This window comes from Microbacterium sp. Y547 (assembly GCF_057669785.1).
The window spans coordinates 83,446-98,875 of sequence record NZ_JBYHFN010000004.1 but is presented as its reverse complement, the minus strand read 5'-3'; the positions used below and the strand labels follow the sequence as shown (position 1 = coordinate 98,875).

The window sequence follows — 15,430 nt, the reverse complement described above, 5'->3', positions numbered from 1 at the left end:
TGCTGCGGCCCCTGCCGGCGGCATCCGATGACGTGTGACGGAGTAGAGCGTGACCGATCCTGTCCTTCCGCCCCCGCCCGGTGTGGCTCCGGCGTCGACGCCCCGCGCGCCCGCCGCGGGGGACACCGCGGCGCTGAAGCTGGACGGGCTCCACAAGCGATTCGGCGAGAAGGTCGCCGTCGAGGGCATCACGCTGACGGTCCCGATCGGCTCGTTCTATGGTCTTGTCGGTCCCAACGGCGCCGGCAAGACGACGACGCTGTCGATGGCGACCGGCCTGCTCGTGCCCGATGGGGGCCAGGCGTTCGTGCACGGCGTCGACGTGTGGCGCGAGCCCGTGCGCGCGAAGGCGATGCTCGGCAATCTCGCCGACGGCGTCAAGCTGTTCGACCGGCTCACCGGCGAGCAGCTCGTCACCTACAACGGGCTGCTGTTCGGGCTGCCGCATGACGAGGTCGCCCGGCGCACGCACGACCTGCTCGCCCTCATGGACATGACGGATGCCGCGGGCACGATGGTCGTGGACTACTCGGCCGGCATGACCAAGAAGATCGCACTCGCGTGCGCCCTCGTGCACGCGCCACGGCTGCTCGTGCTCGATGAGCCGTTCGAATCGGTTGACCCGGTCTCAGCGGCGAACATTCAGGACATCCTGACGGGATACGTGAGCTCGGGCGGCACCGTCATCGTGTCGAGCCACTCGATGGACCTCGTGCAGCGCATGTGCGACCACGTCGCGATCATCGCCGCGGGACGCCTGCTCGTCGCCGGCACGGTCGATGACGTGCGTGCGGGTCAGTCGCTGCAGGACCGCTTCGTCGACCTCGTCGGCGGCCGCCGGCACACGGAAGGGCCGGAATGGTTGCGACACTCCTGAAGCTGCGCTTCCGGGTTCTCGGCAACCAGCTCGCTCGCAGTCCGTGGCAGCTCGTCGGCTTCATCTTCGGTGCGCTGTACGGCCTGGGGGTGCTGCTCGGGGCGATCGTGGGACTCGTCGTGCTCGGCTTCGGTCCGCTCGATCTCGCGGTGAACGTCATCGTCGGCGTCGGGTCGCTCGTGACGCTCGGGTGGGTGCTGGGACCGCTCATCGTGTTCGGCGTCGACATGACCCTCGATCCCGAACGACTGGTCGTCTTCCCGATGACGCTCGGGCGGATGATGGTCGCCCTGGCGCTCGCCGGAGTGTGCGGCATCCCGGGAATCGTCACGTCGGTTGCCGCGCTCGGCACGCTCACGACGTGGATCCACTGGCCGCTCGCGCTCATCGCCGCACTCATCTGCGTGCCGCTCGCCGTGGTGACCGCCGTCGTCGCGTCGCGCGCGGTCGCGTCGCTCGCTTCGGGTCTGGGCGGCAAGCGCCGCCTGCGCGAAGCATCTGGGGTGCTGGTGTTCATTCCGCTCATGCTGGCCGGTCCGATCATCGCGGGGGTCGCGACGGGGTTCGCACTCAACGTCGACACGCTGCTCGTCACCGTGCGAGTGCTCGGGTGGACTCCCATCGGCGCCGCGTGGGCCGTGCCGGGCGACGTCGCGTCAGGAGACTGGCTCGCCGCCGCAACGAAGCTCACCATCGCCCTCGCGACGCTGGCGCTGCTGTGGGTGCTGTGGCGCTGGTCCCTCGCGTCGGCTCTCGCCCACCCGCGTTCGGCGGCTGCCGCGACGGTCGCCGCCGGCAGGATCGGCCTGTTCGGGCGGGTGCCGACCGGGGCTGCCGGCGCCGTGTTCGCCCGGTCGCTCACCTACTGGATCCGCGATCCGCGGTACCTTCGGCAGCTCATCGTCGTGCCGATCGTGCCCGTGCTGCTCTGGTTTTACCTGCGCGACGGAGACGTGGCGAACGGCCTGAGCTTCTCGGCCCCGGTCATGGCGATCTTCATCGGCATCGTCGTGTACGCCGACATCTCGTACGACGGAACGGCGTTCGGCACCGAGCTCGCGTCGGGTGTCAGTGGCCGCGCCGACCGTGCCGGACGGGTGCTCGCGGCGGCAGTTGTCGCCGTGCCGGTACTGCTGCTCGCGGCCGTGATGCCGTTCTTCTTCTCGGGCAACTGGGTTCAGCTGCCGGGCATCCTCGGAATGTCGCTCGGGATCCTCTTGACGGGGTACGGCGTGTGCGCCGTGACGAGCGCGCAGATCGTCGTCCCCGTCGCCGACTCGGGGGACAACCCGTTCAAGAAGGTGCCCGGCACGACCTTTCTGCAAGGACTCGTCTTCTTCGGGATCTGGCTCGTGTCGATCGTGCTCGCGGCGCCGGCGATCGTCGTCGGACTCATCGGGTTCTTCACGGGCAGCGCGCTGCTCAGCTGGATCGCGTGCGGCGTGGGGCTCGCGCTCGGCGCGGTGTTCCTGATCGTCGGCGTTCTCGTCGGCGGACGGATGCTCGATCGTTCGGGCCCGGCGCTGCTCTCGCGGCTGAAGGCGATGAAGAACGCCTGAGGTGTCGACTACTCCGGACGAATCGTGCGCTCGCGCCCCGTGACGAGGTTGTGGCGCGATCTATCCGGAGTTGTCGACGCCCGACTCAGGCTCCGGTGAGTCGCTCGAGCAGCTCGCGGTAGCGGGCGGCCGTGCGTTCGGTGACCTCAGCGGGAAGCTCGGGGGGCTCAGCCTGCGGCGCCCCGGGCTCCGGGTTCCAATTCGCCGCGAGCCAGTCGCGCACGATCTGCTTGTCGAAGCTGGCCATGCGCTCGGCCGGCGTCGTGCCCTCGGCCCACGCCGCCGCGTCCCAGTACCGGGAGGAGTCGCTCGTGAGCACCTCGTCGGCGAGGGTCATGACGCCGTCGTCGTCGATGCCGAACTCGAACTTCGTGTCGGCGAGGATGAGGCCGCGCTCCTCGGCCGTGCGCGCGGCGCGCTCGTAGATCTCGAGAGAGAGGTCGCGCAGCAGTTCAGCGCGCTCCGCGCCGACGAGTTCGACGGCCTGGTCGAACGAGATGTTCTCGTCGTGCTCGCCCATCGGCGCCTTGTAGGCCGGCGTGAAGATCGGGGTGGGCAGTCGATCGCCGTTGGTGAGACCGTCGGGCAGGCGGATGCCGCACACCGTGCCGCTCTCGCGGTACTCGGCCCAGCCCGACCCGGTGAGGTAGCCGCGCACGACGCACTCGATGGGCTGCATGTCGAGGGAGCGCACAAGCATGGCGCGCCCCGCGACGGCGTCGGGAATCAGGTCGAGCGTCTCGTCGCCCGGCCCGAGGGCGTGCGACGCTGCGAGATGGTTCGGGATGCTGCGACCCCCGTCGGCGCCCGCCAGCCGGTCGAACCACCACAGGCTGAGGGTGGTGAGCAGGACGCCCTTGTCCGGAATCCCGGGGGACAGCACGTGGTCGAACGCGCTCACGCGGTCGCTCGCGACGACGAGCATGCGCCCCGCGCCGGCGGCCACTGAGCCCGCCGACGGGTCGGGCTCGTACAGGTCGCGCACCTTGCCCGAATAGACGTGGCGCCAACCGGCGAGGTCGAGAGGGTGGGGGTCTGTCACCCGCCCATTATCCCGGAGCGCTGCCGGGCCCCCGGACGGGCCGCGAGACGGCGACGGCGGGATCCGGCCGGTGCCGGGTCAGAGAGCCGTCTCGACGACGCGGGCGGCGATGTCGGTGCGGTGCTGCGCGCCCTCGAGGGCGATCTCGCCGAGGGCACGGTAGACGCGCTCGCGGGCTTCGGCGAACGACGTTCCCACCCCGACGACGTTGAGCACGCGCCCGCCCGTCGTGATCAGGGTCCCGTCGCGCTCGGCGGTGGCGGCGTGCGCCAGGTGCACGCCGTCGACGGCGGCTGCCGCGTCGAGGCCGGTCAGGGGCCGACCGGTCACGGGTGCCTGCGGATAGCCCTCGCTCGCAAGCACGACGGTCACGGCCGCCTCGTCGGCGAATGACGGTCGCGGCTCATCCTCGAGATGGCCGGATGCCGCCGCCAGAAGCAGCTCCGAGAGCGGGTCGATCAGGCGGGGCAGCACGACCTGGGTCTCGGGGTCGCCGAAGCGCGCGTTGAACTCGATGACCTTGATGCCCTGCTCGGTCAGGATGAGCCCGGCGTAGAGCAGGCCGATGAAGGGGGTGCCCTCGGCGTCGAGCTGGTGGATGACGGGTTCGGCGACCTGGGCCGTGACGAGGTCGACGAATGCCTCTTCGCTGCCGAAGTCGTCGGCGAGCCACGGCAGGGGGGAGTACGCGCCCATGCCGCCCGTGTTGGGGCCCGTGTCGCCGTCGCCGAGCCGCTTGAAGTCCTGCGCGGGGCTCAGCGGCAGCACGTGATCGCCGTCGCTCAGGAAGAACAGCGACACCTCGGGGCCCGCGAGGAACTCCTCGACGAGCACCGCGCCGTCGGCGAGGTACGTGTCGGCGTGCGCGAGCGCCGCCTCGCGGTCGGAGGTGACGATCACGCCCTTGCCTGCGGCGAGTCCGTCAGCCTTCACGACGTGCGGTGCGCCGTACTCGTCGAGCGCGGCTTCGACCTCTGCGCGCGTGCGCGCACGGGTCGCGCCGCCGGTCGGCACACCCGCCGCTTCCATGACCCGCTTCGCGAACGACTTCGAGCCTTCGAGCTGGGCGGCGGCCTTGCCGGGACCGAACACCGGGATGCCTCGCTCGCGCAGCGCGTCGGCGACCCCCGCGATGAGGGGAGCCTCGGGGCCGATCACGACGAGGTCGATCGCATTCTCGTTCGCGAAGGTCGTCACCGCCCCGGGATCGTTCGCGTCGATCGCGGTGAGCGTCGCGTCGCGGGCGATGCCGGCGTTGCCGGGCGCGGCGAAGATCTCGTGCGAGGCCTCCTCCGAACGCAGGGCGAGGATGATGGCGTGCTCGCGCGCGCCCGAACCGAGGACCAGGATTCTCACGCGCCCAGCCTACCGACGCCACACCGCGGCGTTACCGTGGAGCCATGCCCCGCAGGATCACGACCGACCTCGGCCGAGCAGCCCTTGCGTCCGTTCGCGCCGCGGACTCGCCCGGCCGCAACGATCTCGCAACGGCGGTGCGCTATCTGCTGCAGCTGCTCGCCGAGAAGGCTCCCGGCCACACCGTCGAGGTGCGCGTGCCGCCTTTCGGGGCCGTGCAGGTGCTCGAAGGACCGCGCCACACGCGCGGCACGCCGCCCAACGTCGTCGAGACCGATCCCGCGACCTGGATCGCCGTCGCCCTCGGTGACGAGCACTGGGCGGATGCCGCGGCCGCGGGCCGCATCATCGCTTCGGGCACGCGCGCCGACGTCTCCGATCTGCTGCCGCTGCGTCCCTGAGCCGGGGCGCCGCTCTCAGCGCCGCGGCATCACGATGGGCGTACCGGTCAGGGGGTGCGGGAAGACATCGACGGCCTGGTGGTAGACCTCTTCGATGAGCTCGGCCGTGAGCACGTCGCTCGGCTCACCGGACGCCACCACGCGTCCTTCTGAGAGCAGCGTGACGCGGTCGGCAGACGAGAGCGCGGCGTTCAGATCGTGCAGCACGACCGCGACGGCGGCCCCGTCGCGGGCCCGGCTCCGTGCGACGGCGAGCACGTCCTCCTGGTGCTTGAGGTCCAAGGCTGCGGTCGGTTCGTCCAGCAGCAGGATGTCTGTGCGCTGCGCGAGCACGCGCGCCAGTGCAACCCGGGCACGCTCTCCTCCCGAGAGCGACGGCATGGTGCGGTGGACCAGCTGCGTGATGTCGGTGTCCTGCAGGGCGCGGCGGATCGCATCGGCGTCTTCGTCCTCGTGCGGCGTGCGCGCCCACGGCGCCCGCCCCATCTCGACGACCTCGGCCACCGTGAACGGGAACGTCACGGTGTTCTGCTGCAGCAGAACACCTCGCAGCCGCGCGAGTTCACGGCCCGGGTACTCGCGCAGGGGCCGCCCATCGAGCAGGGCCTCGCCGTGCGTCGGTGTCGTGTCGCCGGCGATGACGCCGAACAGGGTCGATTTGCCGGCGCCGTTGGGGCCGACAAGGGCGTGCACTTCACCGTCGTGCACTTCGACCGAGGCGTCCGAGAGGATCGCGCGGCGCGACCCGTCGGGGATGACGGTGACGGAGCGGGCTTCGAGGCGGACGGTCATCCCCAGCCTCCTGCCCGGCGGCGCGTGCGCACGAGCAGCCAGAGGAAGAACGGCCCGCCGACGAGCGAGGTGAGCATGCCGATCGGCAGGTCGGCGAGGGGCACGGCGGTGCGGGCGATGAGGTCGGCGATCGCGATGAGCAGCGCTCCTCCGAGGGCGCTCGTGATGACCAGCGGCAGGTGAGCGGGACCGATCGCCATGCGCATCAGGTGCGGGATGACGAGCCCCACGAACGCGATGATGCCGGCGAAGGCGACGGCCGCGCACACGAGGAGGGCGACTGTCACGATCACCACGATGCGCAGCAGTTCGACTCGCACACCGAGGTGGCGCGCCGTGCGCTCGCCGAGGGCGAAGAGATCGAGTCTGCGCGCGACGACGAGCGCCGCGATCGTGCCGATGACGAGCAGCGGCGCGACGAGCGCGATGTTCTGCCACAGGGCGCCGTTGAGGCTGCCCAGCTGCCAGAACACGATCTGCTCGCGTGTGGCGTTCGTTCCGAGGAACGTCATGAACGCCAGCCCTGCCCCCGCAATCGCGTTGACCGCGATGCCCGTGAGCAGCAGGGTGACCACCTCGGTGCGTCCCCCCGACCGGCTCACGAAGTACACCGCGAAGACGGCGGCGAGGCCGCCGATGAATGCGAGGCCGGGTGTCGACCAGCCGCCGAGCGCCGTGACGCCGAACGTGATGCTCGCGGCGGCGCCGAGCGCGGCTCCCGACGAGACGCCGACGACGGCTGCATCGGCGAGCGGGTTGCCGAAGATCGCCTGCATGAGTACGCCCGAGACAGCCAGGGCGGCACCGACCATGAGGCCGAGCACGACCCGCGGCATCCGGATGTCCATCACGACGCCGCTCGCCGTCGCAGCGGCGGGGGCGAGCCCCGTGTCGATTCCGACGGCCTGCAGCAGGATGCCGAGCACTTCGGACGGCGGCAGGGGGTACTGGCCGACGCCGAGCGACACCAGCGCGACGGCGACGAGCGCGACGGCCATCACGATCGTCAGCACGATGAAGCGCGGCGTGCGACCCCGGGTCGGTGTCGGGACGACGACTTCGCTCGTCATGTGCCGGGGCCCGACGCGGCGTGCGGTGCGTAGAGCGCTCGCGCGAGCGCGCGCACGATGTCGGGTGAGCGGGGCCCGTAGCTGAGGATTGCGGTGTCCGCCATGTCGATGACGCGGCGGTTGACGCCAGCCGGCGTCTGTCCGACGGCGGGGATCATCTCGATGAGCCCGTCGACACCACCCACCGACGAGAGGCCGTCGGTCATCATGACGATGACGTCGGGCTGCGCCGCGACGAGCGCCTCGGCGGTCATGGGCTTCATGCCCTCCCAGCCGATCTCGCCGGCGACATCGATGCCGCCGACGGCCTCGATGAGCGAATCCGCGCCCGAGTCGCGACCGAAGATGTAGTAGATGTTGGCGTTGCCGCGGGCATAGAGGAACAGCATCCGGACACGATCGGATGCTGCCGCAGGAGCGACGCCGGTCGCCTCTTCCCGTGCCTCGGCGATCTCGGTCTCGAGCTGCATGCGGAATGCGTCGCCGCGCTGATCGACGCCCAGCGCGTGGGCGATCTCGTCGACGAGGTCACCCACGGTGTTGAGGTTGTGCTCGGACGAGATGACGACGACGGCGATACCCACGTCGCGCAGCTGCTGACGCACCTCCTTCGGGCCGATCGAGGTGTCGGTCAGCACGATGGTGGGCGCGATCTCGAGGATCGCCTCGGCGTTGAGGGTGTGACCCGACTTCGTCACGACGGGCAGGTCCTCCGTGCCGGGAAAGTCCGTCGACGTATCGCGGCCGACGATGTTGTCGCCGAGCCCGAGGGCGAACACGGTCGCTGCGATCGTTCCCGAGATGTCGACGGGAAGGATGCGGGACACGTCCGTCACCTCGACGGTGCGGCCTTCCGCGTCGGTCAGCGTCACGGGAAGGGCGGGCGGCGAGGTATCGGCGACGGGATCGATCGCGAGCGAGGGGATGCACGCCGTCGAGGGCCCTTCGACGGCCCGCGGGTCGGCGGTGGGCTCGAGGTCGCTCAGCGGCACGGCGGCGTCGGGGCAGCCCGACTCGGCGGGCGGGGATGCCGGTGGTGTGGCTCCCGCTGCGGAGCATCCGCTCAGAAGAAGCGCTGCCGCGGCGATCAGGGCGAGCAGACGGGTGCGTTGCATAGGTGAGCCTCACGGGAATTTGACGGTGGCGCGGATGCTGCCTTACGGTCGAGTCGAGTTTAGGTAAGCCACACCTAAATATCGAATCCCACCCGCTTGCATCGACGCACCGGCCCACGCTGCCCTGCGTGCGTCGGCAGAGCCGGAGACATCGTGTCCACACTGCCCGTCCTCCATCGCGGCAAGGCCGTGATCGCGGCGCTTCTCGCCCTCTTCCTCGTGATCGCCGGTGCGATCAGCGCCCCGGCGGCCGTCGCGGCCGGCCCCGCGCTGTCCGCCGACGCGGCACCGCGCGCCGGGGGCACGGTCACCGTGACCGGTTCCGGTTTCGCCGGTGCTGCGCCGGGCGTCTACATCGGCGTCGGCCCCGTGGGACTGCCGGGGTTCTATCTCGGCAGCGCGCAGATCACCGATGTGGTCTGGCTCGCCGTCGGCAACGTCGAAGGTGCGGGCGACGGACAGCGCACCGCCCCGATGGCGACAGACGGGTCCTTCCAGGTGCAGTTGACCGTTCCCGCCTACACCGAGGGCGTGCAGTACGCCGTCTACGCCTCGAAGGCGCACGGGCAGGGCATGGGTGACCCCAGCCAGAACGCGACGCTCGCCCTCGACTGGCAGGCGCTGCCCGACCCCGAACCGACGCCCGACCCCGAACCGACCCCGGACCCCGAGCCGACGACTCCTGTCGATCCGATCGAGCCGGCTCCGGTTCCTTCGGTGTCGGTGTCGAAGACGTCGGGTCTGGATCCCGCGGGTGAGACGGTGACGGTGACGGGTTCTGGGTTCGTTCCGGATGAGCCGGGCACGACGGGCACGCGTCCGCCGCTGATGGGCAAGTTCGGTGGCGCGTATGTCGTGTTCGGTGCGTTCGCTGATTCGTGGCGTCCGTCGGCGGGTGCGCCGTCGTCCGCGCGCACGGTGTTCGAGGACCGTTGGGGTGTGGCTGCGGCTGATTTCGGTGGTGCGGTGAATGCTGCCAGCGGTGGGTTCGCGATCGCGGCGGATGGTTCGTTCGAGATCGAGTTGACGGTTGCGCAGGCTGACGAGGTCGTCTCGGGCAACTACGGCATCTACACGTACTCGGGTTCCGGTGCCAAGTACGCCGGGTTCGAGACGTATACCCCGCTCGCCTTCGCGAAGCCGGCCGCTCCGGTTCCTTCGGTGTCGGTGTCGAAGACGTCGGGTCTGGATCCCGCGGGTGAGACGGTGACGGTGACGGGTTCTGGGTTCGTTCCGGATGAGCCGGGCACGACGGGCACGCGTCCGCCGCTGATGGGCAAGTTCGGTGGCGCGTATGTCGTGTTCGGTGCGTTCGCTGATTCGTGGCGTCCGTCGGCGGGTGCGCCGTCGTCCGCGCGCACGGTGTTCGAGGACCGTTGGGGTGTGGCTGCGGCTGATTTCGGTGGTGCGGTGAATGCTGCCAGCGGTGGGTTCGCGATCGCGGCGGATGGTTCGTTCGAGATCGAGTTGACGGTTGCGCAGGCTGACGAGGTCGTCTCGGGCAACTACGGCATCTACACGTACTCGGGTTCCGGTGCCAAGTACGCCGGGTTCGAGACGTATACCCCGCTCGCCTTCGCGAAGCCGGCCGGCCCCTCCGCCGAGGCCTCGGTGACGGCGGCCTCGCAGGCCAAGGGCGCGACGGTGCGCGTGCAGGCGTCGGGGCTCGGATCGGTGTCCGGCGTGTACGCCGCGATGATCGAGAAGGGCACCGAGGCGCTGCTCGACACCGACGGCGGTTACGTCGCCTTCGCACTGCCGTTCCCGACCGTGACGGACGGCGCGACGAGCTTCACCCTCATCGCCGAAACGTCGAAGCTGGATCGCTCCAAGCGCTACGAGGTGATCGTGTGGAAACAGCATGCGGCGCCGAACGCCGAGACGATCTTCGCGCGCGCCGACGTGCCGATCACGGGTGCGCAGTGGACCGCGCTCTTCCCCGGCACGACCCCGCCGGCCCCGGTCGACCCCGCTGAACCCGTGACTCCGGTCGCGCCGGGCATCCCCGTGGCATCCGGCTCGCTGAGCTGGGCGCTCTCGTCGAGCTTCACGAACTACATCACGACCTTCGCGAAGGGCAGCATCGCCGTGAGCGGCGGCGCGACGCGCGCGAACGGACTCTTTCAGTTCGGGCAGGCCGCGGGCGCGACCTTCGATGCGGCGGCAGGGACGGGCTCGGTGTCGTACCTCGGCGCGGTCCGGTTCACGGCGCACGCCGGCGTGCTCGACGTCACCGTCGCGAACCCGCAGATCCGGGCGACCTCTCCCACCTCTGCGGCGCTGTACGTCGCCTCTGCCGGGTCGCAGGTGCACTTCGCGGACATCAACCTCGGCGCGGCGACCAAGACGACCTCGAACGGGGCCGTCACCTTCGCCGGGGCGCCCGTGTCGCTCACGAGCGCGGGGCTCAACCGCGTGCTCAACGGCTTCTCCACGGCGCTCGATCCGATCACCTTCACCGTGGGTGCGGCGGGCTTCGCGCCCGTCGGTTCATCGGGCACCGTGGCAGCAGCTGCCCCCGGCGCGCGCACCGAGCTGCCCGCGACGCCGCCGGCGACCGAGGGCATCCAGCTCGACGACGCGACGCGGGCCGCGCTCGAGGCCGGCGAGTCGGTCGTGATCTCGGCATCCGGCTTCCAGCCGAACGAACCCGGCATCCGTGTCGTCGTGTACTCGACGCCCGTCCTGCTCGGCGAAGTGACGGCGGATGCCGCGGGCACCGCGACGTGGCAGGGATCGCTCCCGGCGACCCTCGCCGACGGGGAGCACACGCTGACCTTCCAGGGATCGGTCGATCGGGGAGTGCGCTTCACGCTCGCACGCGAGGCGGAGGCCCTCGCGGGCTGCGTCGTGACCGGAGCGACCCTGAACTGGGGCTTCCGTGAAGGGTTCCGCACCTACATCGAGGGCATCGGCAAGGGCGGCTGGGATGTCGTCGGCGTCGAATACGTGTACCCCGAGTTCGTCTGGTCGGAGGGCACGGGCCCCGTCGATCTCGAGGCCGGCACGGGTCTCGTCGCGTTCGACGGCAGCGTCCGGTTCCGCGGCCACGACGACGTGCTCGACACGACGCTCGATAATGCGCGCATCGAGCTCGCGGGCGATGTCGGATACCTCGTGTTCGACGTGCTCGGCACGACGCAGGCGGGCGAAGTCGTCGCCGACGAAGGCGTGCGATTCGTCGAGTTCGCGCTGCCCGACCTCGAGGTCGCCTCGGGTGCTCTCGTGCTCGATGGTCTCGCCTCGACGCTGACCGATGCGGGCTCGGTCGCCTTCGGTACGTATCCCGCGGGTGAGCAGATGGACCCCGTCTCGGCGGTCATCCCGGTCTCGGACGACTGCGGCGAACCCGCCGTGGCCGTCACCGCGGACGCACCTGTCGCCGCCGAGGCCCAGCGTGACGCCGTGGAGCCCGACGAGGCCGCCGCGGTGTGGCCGTGGGCGGTCGGCGGCCTCGCCCTGGTCATCGTGATCGGCGCGGTCGTGTGGGTCGTCGTGGCTCGTCGCCGGTCCGCCTGACGATCTGAGTGACGACAGCGCCCCCGGATGGCCTCCGCGGGGCCCTGTCGTCGTCGCAGGTGGGACAATGGGGGAATGGCCGACATGGCACAGACCCCCGAACAGCCCGACCACGCGGCATCCGCTCCTCGCATCGATGATCGTCGCGAGGTCGTGCGCATGCGCCGAGCCCCCAGGATCTGGGTCTTCATGCTGCTGGGCGCGGCAGTCGGCATCGTCGTCGCACTGGTCCTGACGTACGCGTTCGACGGGTCGCTCGATGTGAGCCGCTACACGGGCATCGTGTACTCACGGGGCCAGGTCTTCGGCTTCCTCATCCTCGGCTGCGTCCCGATCGGCATCGTCCTCGGAGCCCTCGTCGCGCTCGTCTTCGACCGCCGGTCCCGCAAGCGCACCCGTGACGTGACGATCGACCACGAATCGGTCCACGAAGACTGAGTTCAGGCCAGCTCGGCGATGATCGGGTGAACCGCCGAGTCGAACGCCGCGATGTCGGCGCGCAGGCCGTCGGTGACCGCGATCGTGAGACTGCCGATCCACCACACGCCGCGCTGCGTCAGCGGCAGCACCTGCACGTTGAGCTCGAACGGGTGCGCCGGGCGCCCCACCCGGCGCTCGTGCTCGGCGATCGCGCTCGCGTACGCGCGGTCACTGCCGCCGCCTGTTCCGGCCCGGTAGCGCGCGTGCGCCGCCTTCGCATAGGCGACGGCTTCGGATGCGTGCGGCTCGATCGCCGCGCGCAGCGCACTTGCGTCGCCGGGCAGGGCGACGAGGGTGCCGAAGCCCGGCACGAGGTCGAGCGGTGCGGGTGACGGGTTCGCGAGGGGTTCCACCGTCATGTTCCAGTAGTCCCGCCAGGGGGCCTCGAATGCGTCGAGGTCGTCCTGTGCGGGTCCACTCGCACGCGGGGGGACGCTGCGCAGCTGTGGCAACTCGTCAGGAAAGCGGATCCCCAGCACCTGCCGCAGATACAGGGCGACGAGCACCGACTCGGCCGCGTCCTCGCGGACGAGCCACTGCGCAGTGCTGCTCATGCCGCCCATTGTAGGCGGCGCCCCTTCGTCGGCGCGGTTTCGGTGTGCTCCAGGACGGTAGGCTGAATCCCGTGGCGTCCTCTCCCACCTCCCCCAACCCTTACGCCGAAGCCGGTGTCGATACGGCTGCCGGCGATCTCGCCGTCGAACTCATGAAGTCCGCCGTGCGGCAGACGCACGGACCTGAGGTCCGAGGCGGCGTCGGCGGATTCGCCGGGCTCTTCGACGCGGCCGCGCTGAAGAGCTACGACAAGCCGCTGCTCGCGACGAGCACCGACGGCGTCGGCACGAAGGTCGCGATCGCGCAGGCCATCGACAAGCACGACACGATCGGGCTCGACCTGGTCGGGATGGTCGTCGACGACATCGTCGTGGTGGGCGCCAAGCCCCTCTTCATGACCGACTACATCGCGTGCGGCAAGGTCGTGCCCGAGCGCATCGCCGACATCGTCCGCGGCATTGCGGCCGGGTGCGCCGAGACGGGCACCGCCCTCGTCGGCGGCGAGACCGCCGAGCATCCCGGGCTCCTCGGACCGAACGACTACGACGTCGCGGGTGCGGCGACGGGTGTCGTCGAGGCCGATCGCGTGCTGGGCGCCGACCGCGTGCAGACGGGCGACGTCGTGCTCGCCCTCGCCTCGAGCGGTCTGCACGCCAACGGCTATTCGCTCGTGCGCCACATCGTCGCTCGCGTCGGCATCCAGTACGCCGACAACGCGGCAGACTTCGGCACGACGTGGGGCGAGGCCCTGCTCGAGCCGACGCGGCTCTACACGAGCCCGCTCCTGCGCCTGACCGACAGCTTCGACGGCATCCACGCCCTCAGTCATGTCACCGGCGGCGGCATCGCGGCGAACCTCGCGCGCGTCCTGCCGCAGGGAACGTGGGTCGAAGTCGATCGCTCGACCTGGTCGCCGCCCCCCGTCTTCCGCGTGCTCGCCGAGCTCGGCGACCTGTCGCTCGAGAGCACCGAGGGCACATGGAACCTCGGCATCGGGTTCCTCGCCGTCGTCGCGAGCGATGTCGCCGAAGCCGCGGCATCCGCTCTCACGCAGCAGGGGATCACGACGTGGCCCGTCGGCATGGTGCGCACGGGTGCGCGACCGTCGGGAGAGTTCGACCAGGGCGCCAAGGGCGTCGACGGCGGAGCGGTGCGCCTCGTCGGCAGCTACAGCCAGACCAGCGGAGCGTAACGACCCCCTATGTGCGGAATCGTCGGCATGACGGGGCGCGGCCCCGTCAATCAGGAGATCTACGACGCCCTGCTGCTGCTGCAGCACCGCGGGCAGGATTCGACCGGGATCGCAACGGCAGAGCCGAGCGGCACCTTCCACGTGCACAAGGAACGCGGTCAGGTGCGTGAGGCCTTCCGCACGCGCGACATGCGGGCCCTGCTGGGCAACCTCGGCCTGGGGCATGTCCGCTACGCCACCAAGGGGCAGGCGGGCAGCGAAGAAGAGGCCCAGCCCTTCTATGTCAACGCTCCCTACGGCATTGTGCTCGTCCACAACGGCAACCTCACGAACACGCGCGAGCTCACCCAGGAGCTCTTCCGCACCGACCGTCGCCACCTGAACACGACCAGCGACACCGAGCTGCTGGTGAACGTGCTCGCCAACGAGCTGCAGTCCGTCATCTCGGGAGTCGAACTCGAACCCGCGCAGGTCTTCGACGCCGTTCAGCGGCTGCACGAGCGCGTCGAGGGCTCGTACGCCGCGATCGCGCTCATCGCCGGCTACGGGCTGCTCGCGTTCCGCGATCCGTTCGGCATCCGCCCGCTCATCCTGGGCACGCGTCAGGCCGCCGACGGCTCGTCCGAGTGGGTCGTCTCGAGCGAGTCGCTCGTGCTCGAGAACGCCGGCTTCGATGTCGTCCGCGACGTGCTTCCGGGTGAGGCCGTCTTCGTCGACCTCGACGGCACCCTGCACACGCAGCAGTGCGCGGCTGCCCCGCGGCTGGTGCCGTGCTCGTTCGAGTACGTCTACCTCGCGCGCCCCGACTCGATCATGAACGGCATCTCGGTGTACGAGGCGCGTCTGCGCATGGGCGACCGCCTCGCCGCCACGATCGCCAAGCACACGCCGATGGAGGCGATCGACGTCGTCATGCCGATCCCGGAGTCGTCGCGCCCCGCGGCGATGCAGGTCGCGCGCAAGCTCGGCATCGAGTACCGCGAGGGCTTCTACAAGAACCGCTACATCGGCCGCACGTTCATCATGCCCGGCCAGGCCGTGCGCAAGAAGAGCGTCCGACAGAAGCTCAACGCGATGTCGAGCGAGTTCAAGGGCAAGAACGTGCTGCTGATCGACGACTCGATCGTGCGCGGCACGACGTCGAAGGAGATCATCCAGATGGCCCGCGATGCCGGTGCCAAGACGGTGACCTTCGCCTCGGCGGCGCCCCCCGTGCGCTACCCGCACGTGTACGGCATCAACATGCCTTCGCGCCACGAACTCGTCGCCCACGGGCGCACGATCCCCGAGATCGCCGAGGAGCTCGGCGCCGACTACATGGTCTACCAGGAGGTCGAGGACCTCAAGGCCGCGATCCTCGAAGGATCAGACGTCGACGACCTCGACATGAGCTGCTTCGACGGCCGCTACGTCACCGGCACGGTGTCCGAGGAGTACCTCGCCTGGGTGGAAGGCTCTCAGGAGAGCTGACC

At 70.2% G+C, this 15,430-nt stretch carries 13 protein-coding genes; 7 read left to right on the top strand and 6 right to left on the bottom strand.

The genetic code is table 11. From position 1 onward, the window contains the following. Positions 1–82 precede the first annotated feature (82 nt). On the top strand, positions 83–877 hold the full coding sequence (locus AC25Y0_RS07660) for an ABC transporter ATP-binding protein (protein ID WP_488123817.1): 795 nt from the start codon (positions 83–85) through the stop codon (positions 875–877). Further along, positions 859–2,436: a hypothetical protein gene (locus tag AC25Y0_RS07655; RefSeq protein ID WP_488123736.1), complete on the top strand. Its 1,578-nt coding sequence runs from the start codon at positions 859–861 to the stop codon at positions 2,434–2,436. The genes AC25Y0_RS07660 and AC25Y0_RS07655 overlap by 19 nt, the downstream gene beginning before the upstream one ends. An 85-nt stretch (positions 2,437–2,521) precedes the next feature. On the opposite strand, the gene AC25Y0_RS07650 is transcribed toward AC25Y0_RS07655, so the two are convergent. Then, positions 2,522–3,478, bottom strand: a complete 957-nt coding sequence (locus tag AC25Y0_RS07650; protein WP_488123737.1) for a phosphoribosylaminoimidazolesuccinocarboxamide synthase — start codon at positions 3,476–3,478, stop codon at positions 2,522–2,524. Positions 3,479–3,556: 78 nt separating this feature from the next. After that, entirely contained in the window at positions 3,557–4,834 is a 1,278-nt protein-coding gene (gene purD, locus AC25Y0_RS07645) for a phosphoribosylamine--glycine ligase (protein WP_488134472.1), read from the bottom strand. 44 nt (positions 4,835–4,878) lie between these two features. On the opposite strand from purD, the gene AC25Y0_RS07640 reads away from it, so the two are divergent. Continuing rightward, complete coding sequence (locus AC25Y0_RS07640; RefSeq protein ID WP_488123739.1) at positions 4,879–5,235, top strand: sterol carrier family protein; 357 nt, start codon at positions 4,879–4,881, stop codon at positions 5,233–5,235. Between the two features lie 15 nt (positions 5,236–5,250). On the opposite strand, the gene AC25Y0_RS07635 is transcribed toward AC25Y0_RS07640, so the two are convergent. The 3 genes from AC25Y0_RS07635 to AC25Y0_RS07625 are packed head-to-tail and all read right to left on the bottom strand — an operon-like array spanning position 5,251 to position 8,212. After that, entirely contained in the window at positions 5,251–6,027 is a 777-nt protein-coding gene (locus AC25Y0_RS07635; protein ID WP_488134471.1) for a heme ABC transporter ATP-binding protein, read from the bottom strand. Beyond that, positions 6,024–7,097 carry a FecCD family ABC transporter permease gene (locus AC25Y0_RS07630; protein ID WP_488134470.1) on the bottom strand — a complete coding sequence of 358 codons (1,074 nt, stop codon included), beginning with the start codon at positions 7,095–7,097 and terminating at the stop codon, positions 6,024–6,026. Before AC25Y0_RS07630 ends, AC25Y0_RS07635 begins: the two co-directional genes overlap by 4 nt. Then, entirely contained in the window at positions 7,094–8,212 is a 1,119-nt protein-coding gene (locus AC25Y0_RS07625; RefSeq protein ID WP_488123742.1) for a heme/hemin ABC transporter substrate-binding protein, read from the bottom strand. Before AC25Y0_RS07625 ends, AC25Y0_RS07630 begins: the two co-directional genes overlap by 4 nt. A 153-nt stretch (positions 8,213–8,365) precedes the next feature. Between AC25Y0_RS07625 and AC25Y0_RS07620 the strand changes: the two genes are divergently transcribed. Further along, on the top strand, positions 8,366–11,731 hold the full coding sequence (locus AC25Y0_RS07620; protein ID WP_488134469.1) for an HtaA domain-containing protein: 3,366 nt from the start codon (positions 8,366–8,368) through the stop codon (positions 11,729–11,731). A 75-nt stretch (positions 11,732–11,806) separates the two neighbouring features. After that, positions 11,807–12,169, top strand: coding sequence for a potassium transporter Trk (locus tag AC25Y0_RS07615; RefSeq protein ID WP_488134468.1), 363 nt, complete (start codon positions 11,807–11,809; stop codon positions 12,167–12,169). A 2-nt stretch (positions 12,170–12,171) separates the two neighbouring features. Here the strand turns inward: AC25Y0_RS07615 and AC25Y0_RS07610 are convergent, their stop codons facing one another. After that, complete coding sequence (locus AC25Y0_RS07610) at positions 12,172–12,765, bottom strand: zinc-binding alcohol dehydrogenase (protein WP_488134467.1); 594 nt, start codon at positions 12,763–12,765, stop codon at positions 12,172–12,174. Positions 12,766–12,836: 71 nt separating this feature from the next. Between AC25Y0_RS07610 and purM the strand changes: the two genes are divergently transcribed. Next, positions 12,837–13,958, top strand: a complete 1,122-nt coding sequence (gene purM / locus AC25Y0_RS07605) for a phosphoribosylformylglycinamidine cyclo-ligase (RefSeq protein WP_488134466.1) — start codon at positions 12,837–12,839, stop codon at positions 13,956–13,958. A 9-nt stretch (positions 13,959–13,967) separates the two neighbouring features. Then, positions 13,968–15,428, top strand: coding sequence for an amidophosphoribosyltransferase (purF, locus tag AC25Y0_RS07600; RefSeq protein ID WP_488123747.1), 1,461 nt, complete (start codon positions 13,968–13,970; stop codon positions 15,426–15,428). The last annotated feature ends 2 nt before the right edge of the window (positions 15,429–15,430 follow it).

Coding starts and splice junctions, on each gene's coding strand:
- AC25Y0_RS07655 (WP_488123736.1), top strand. CDS start 859: ATGGTTGCGACACTCCTGAAGCTGCGCTTCCGGGTTCTCGGCAACCAG.
- AC25Y0_RS07640 (WP_488123739.1), top strand. CDS start 4,879: ATGCCCCGCAGGATCACGACCGACCTCGGCCGAGCAGCCCTTGCGTCC.
- AC25Y0_RS07635 (WP_488134471.1), bottom strand. CDS start 6,027: ATGACCGTCCGCCTCGAAGCCCGCTCCGTCACCGTCATCCCCGACGGG.
- AC25Y0_RS07630 (WP_488134470.1), bottom strand. CDS start 7,097: ATGACGAGCGAAGTCGTCGTCCCGACACCGACCCGGGGTCGCACGCCG.
- AC25Y0_RS07625 (WP_488123742.1), bottom strand. CDS start 8,212: ATGCAACGCACCCGTCTGCTCGCCCTGATCGCCGCGGCAGCGCTTCTT.
- AC25Y0_RS07615 (WP_488134468.1), top strand. CDS start 11,807: ATGGCCGACATGGCACAGACCCCCGAACAGCCCGACCACGCGGCATCC.
- AC25Y0_RS07610 (WP_488134467.1), bottom strand. CDS start 12,765: ATGAGCAGCACTGCGCAGTGGCTCGTCCGCGAGGACGCGGCCGAGTCG.
- purF (WP_488123747.1), top strand. CDS start 13,968: ATGTGCGGAATCGTCGGCATGACGGGGCGCGGCCCCGTCAATCAGGAG.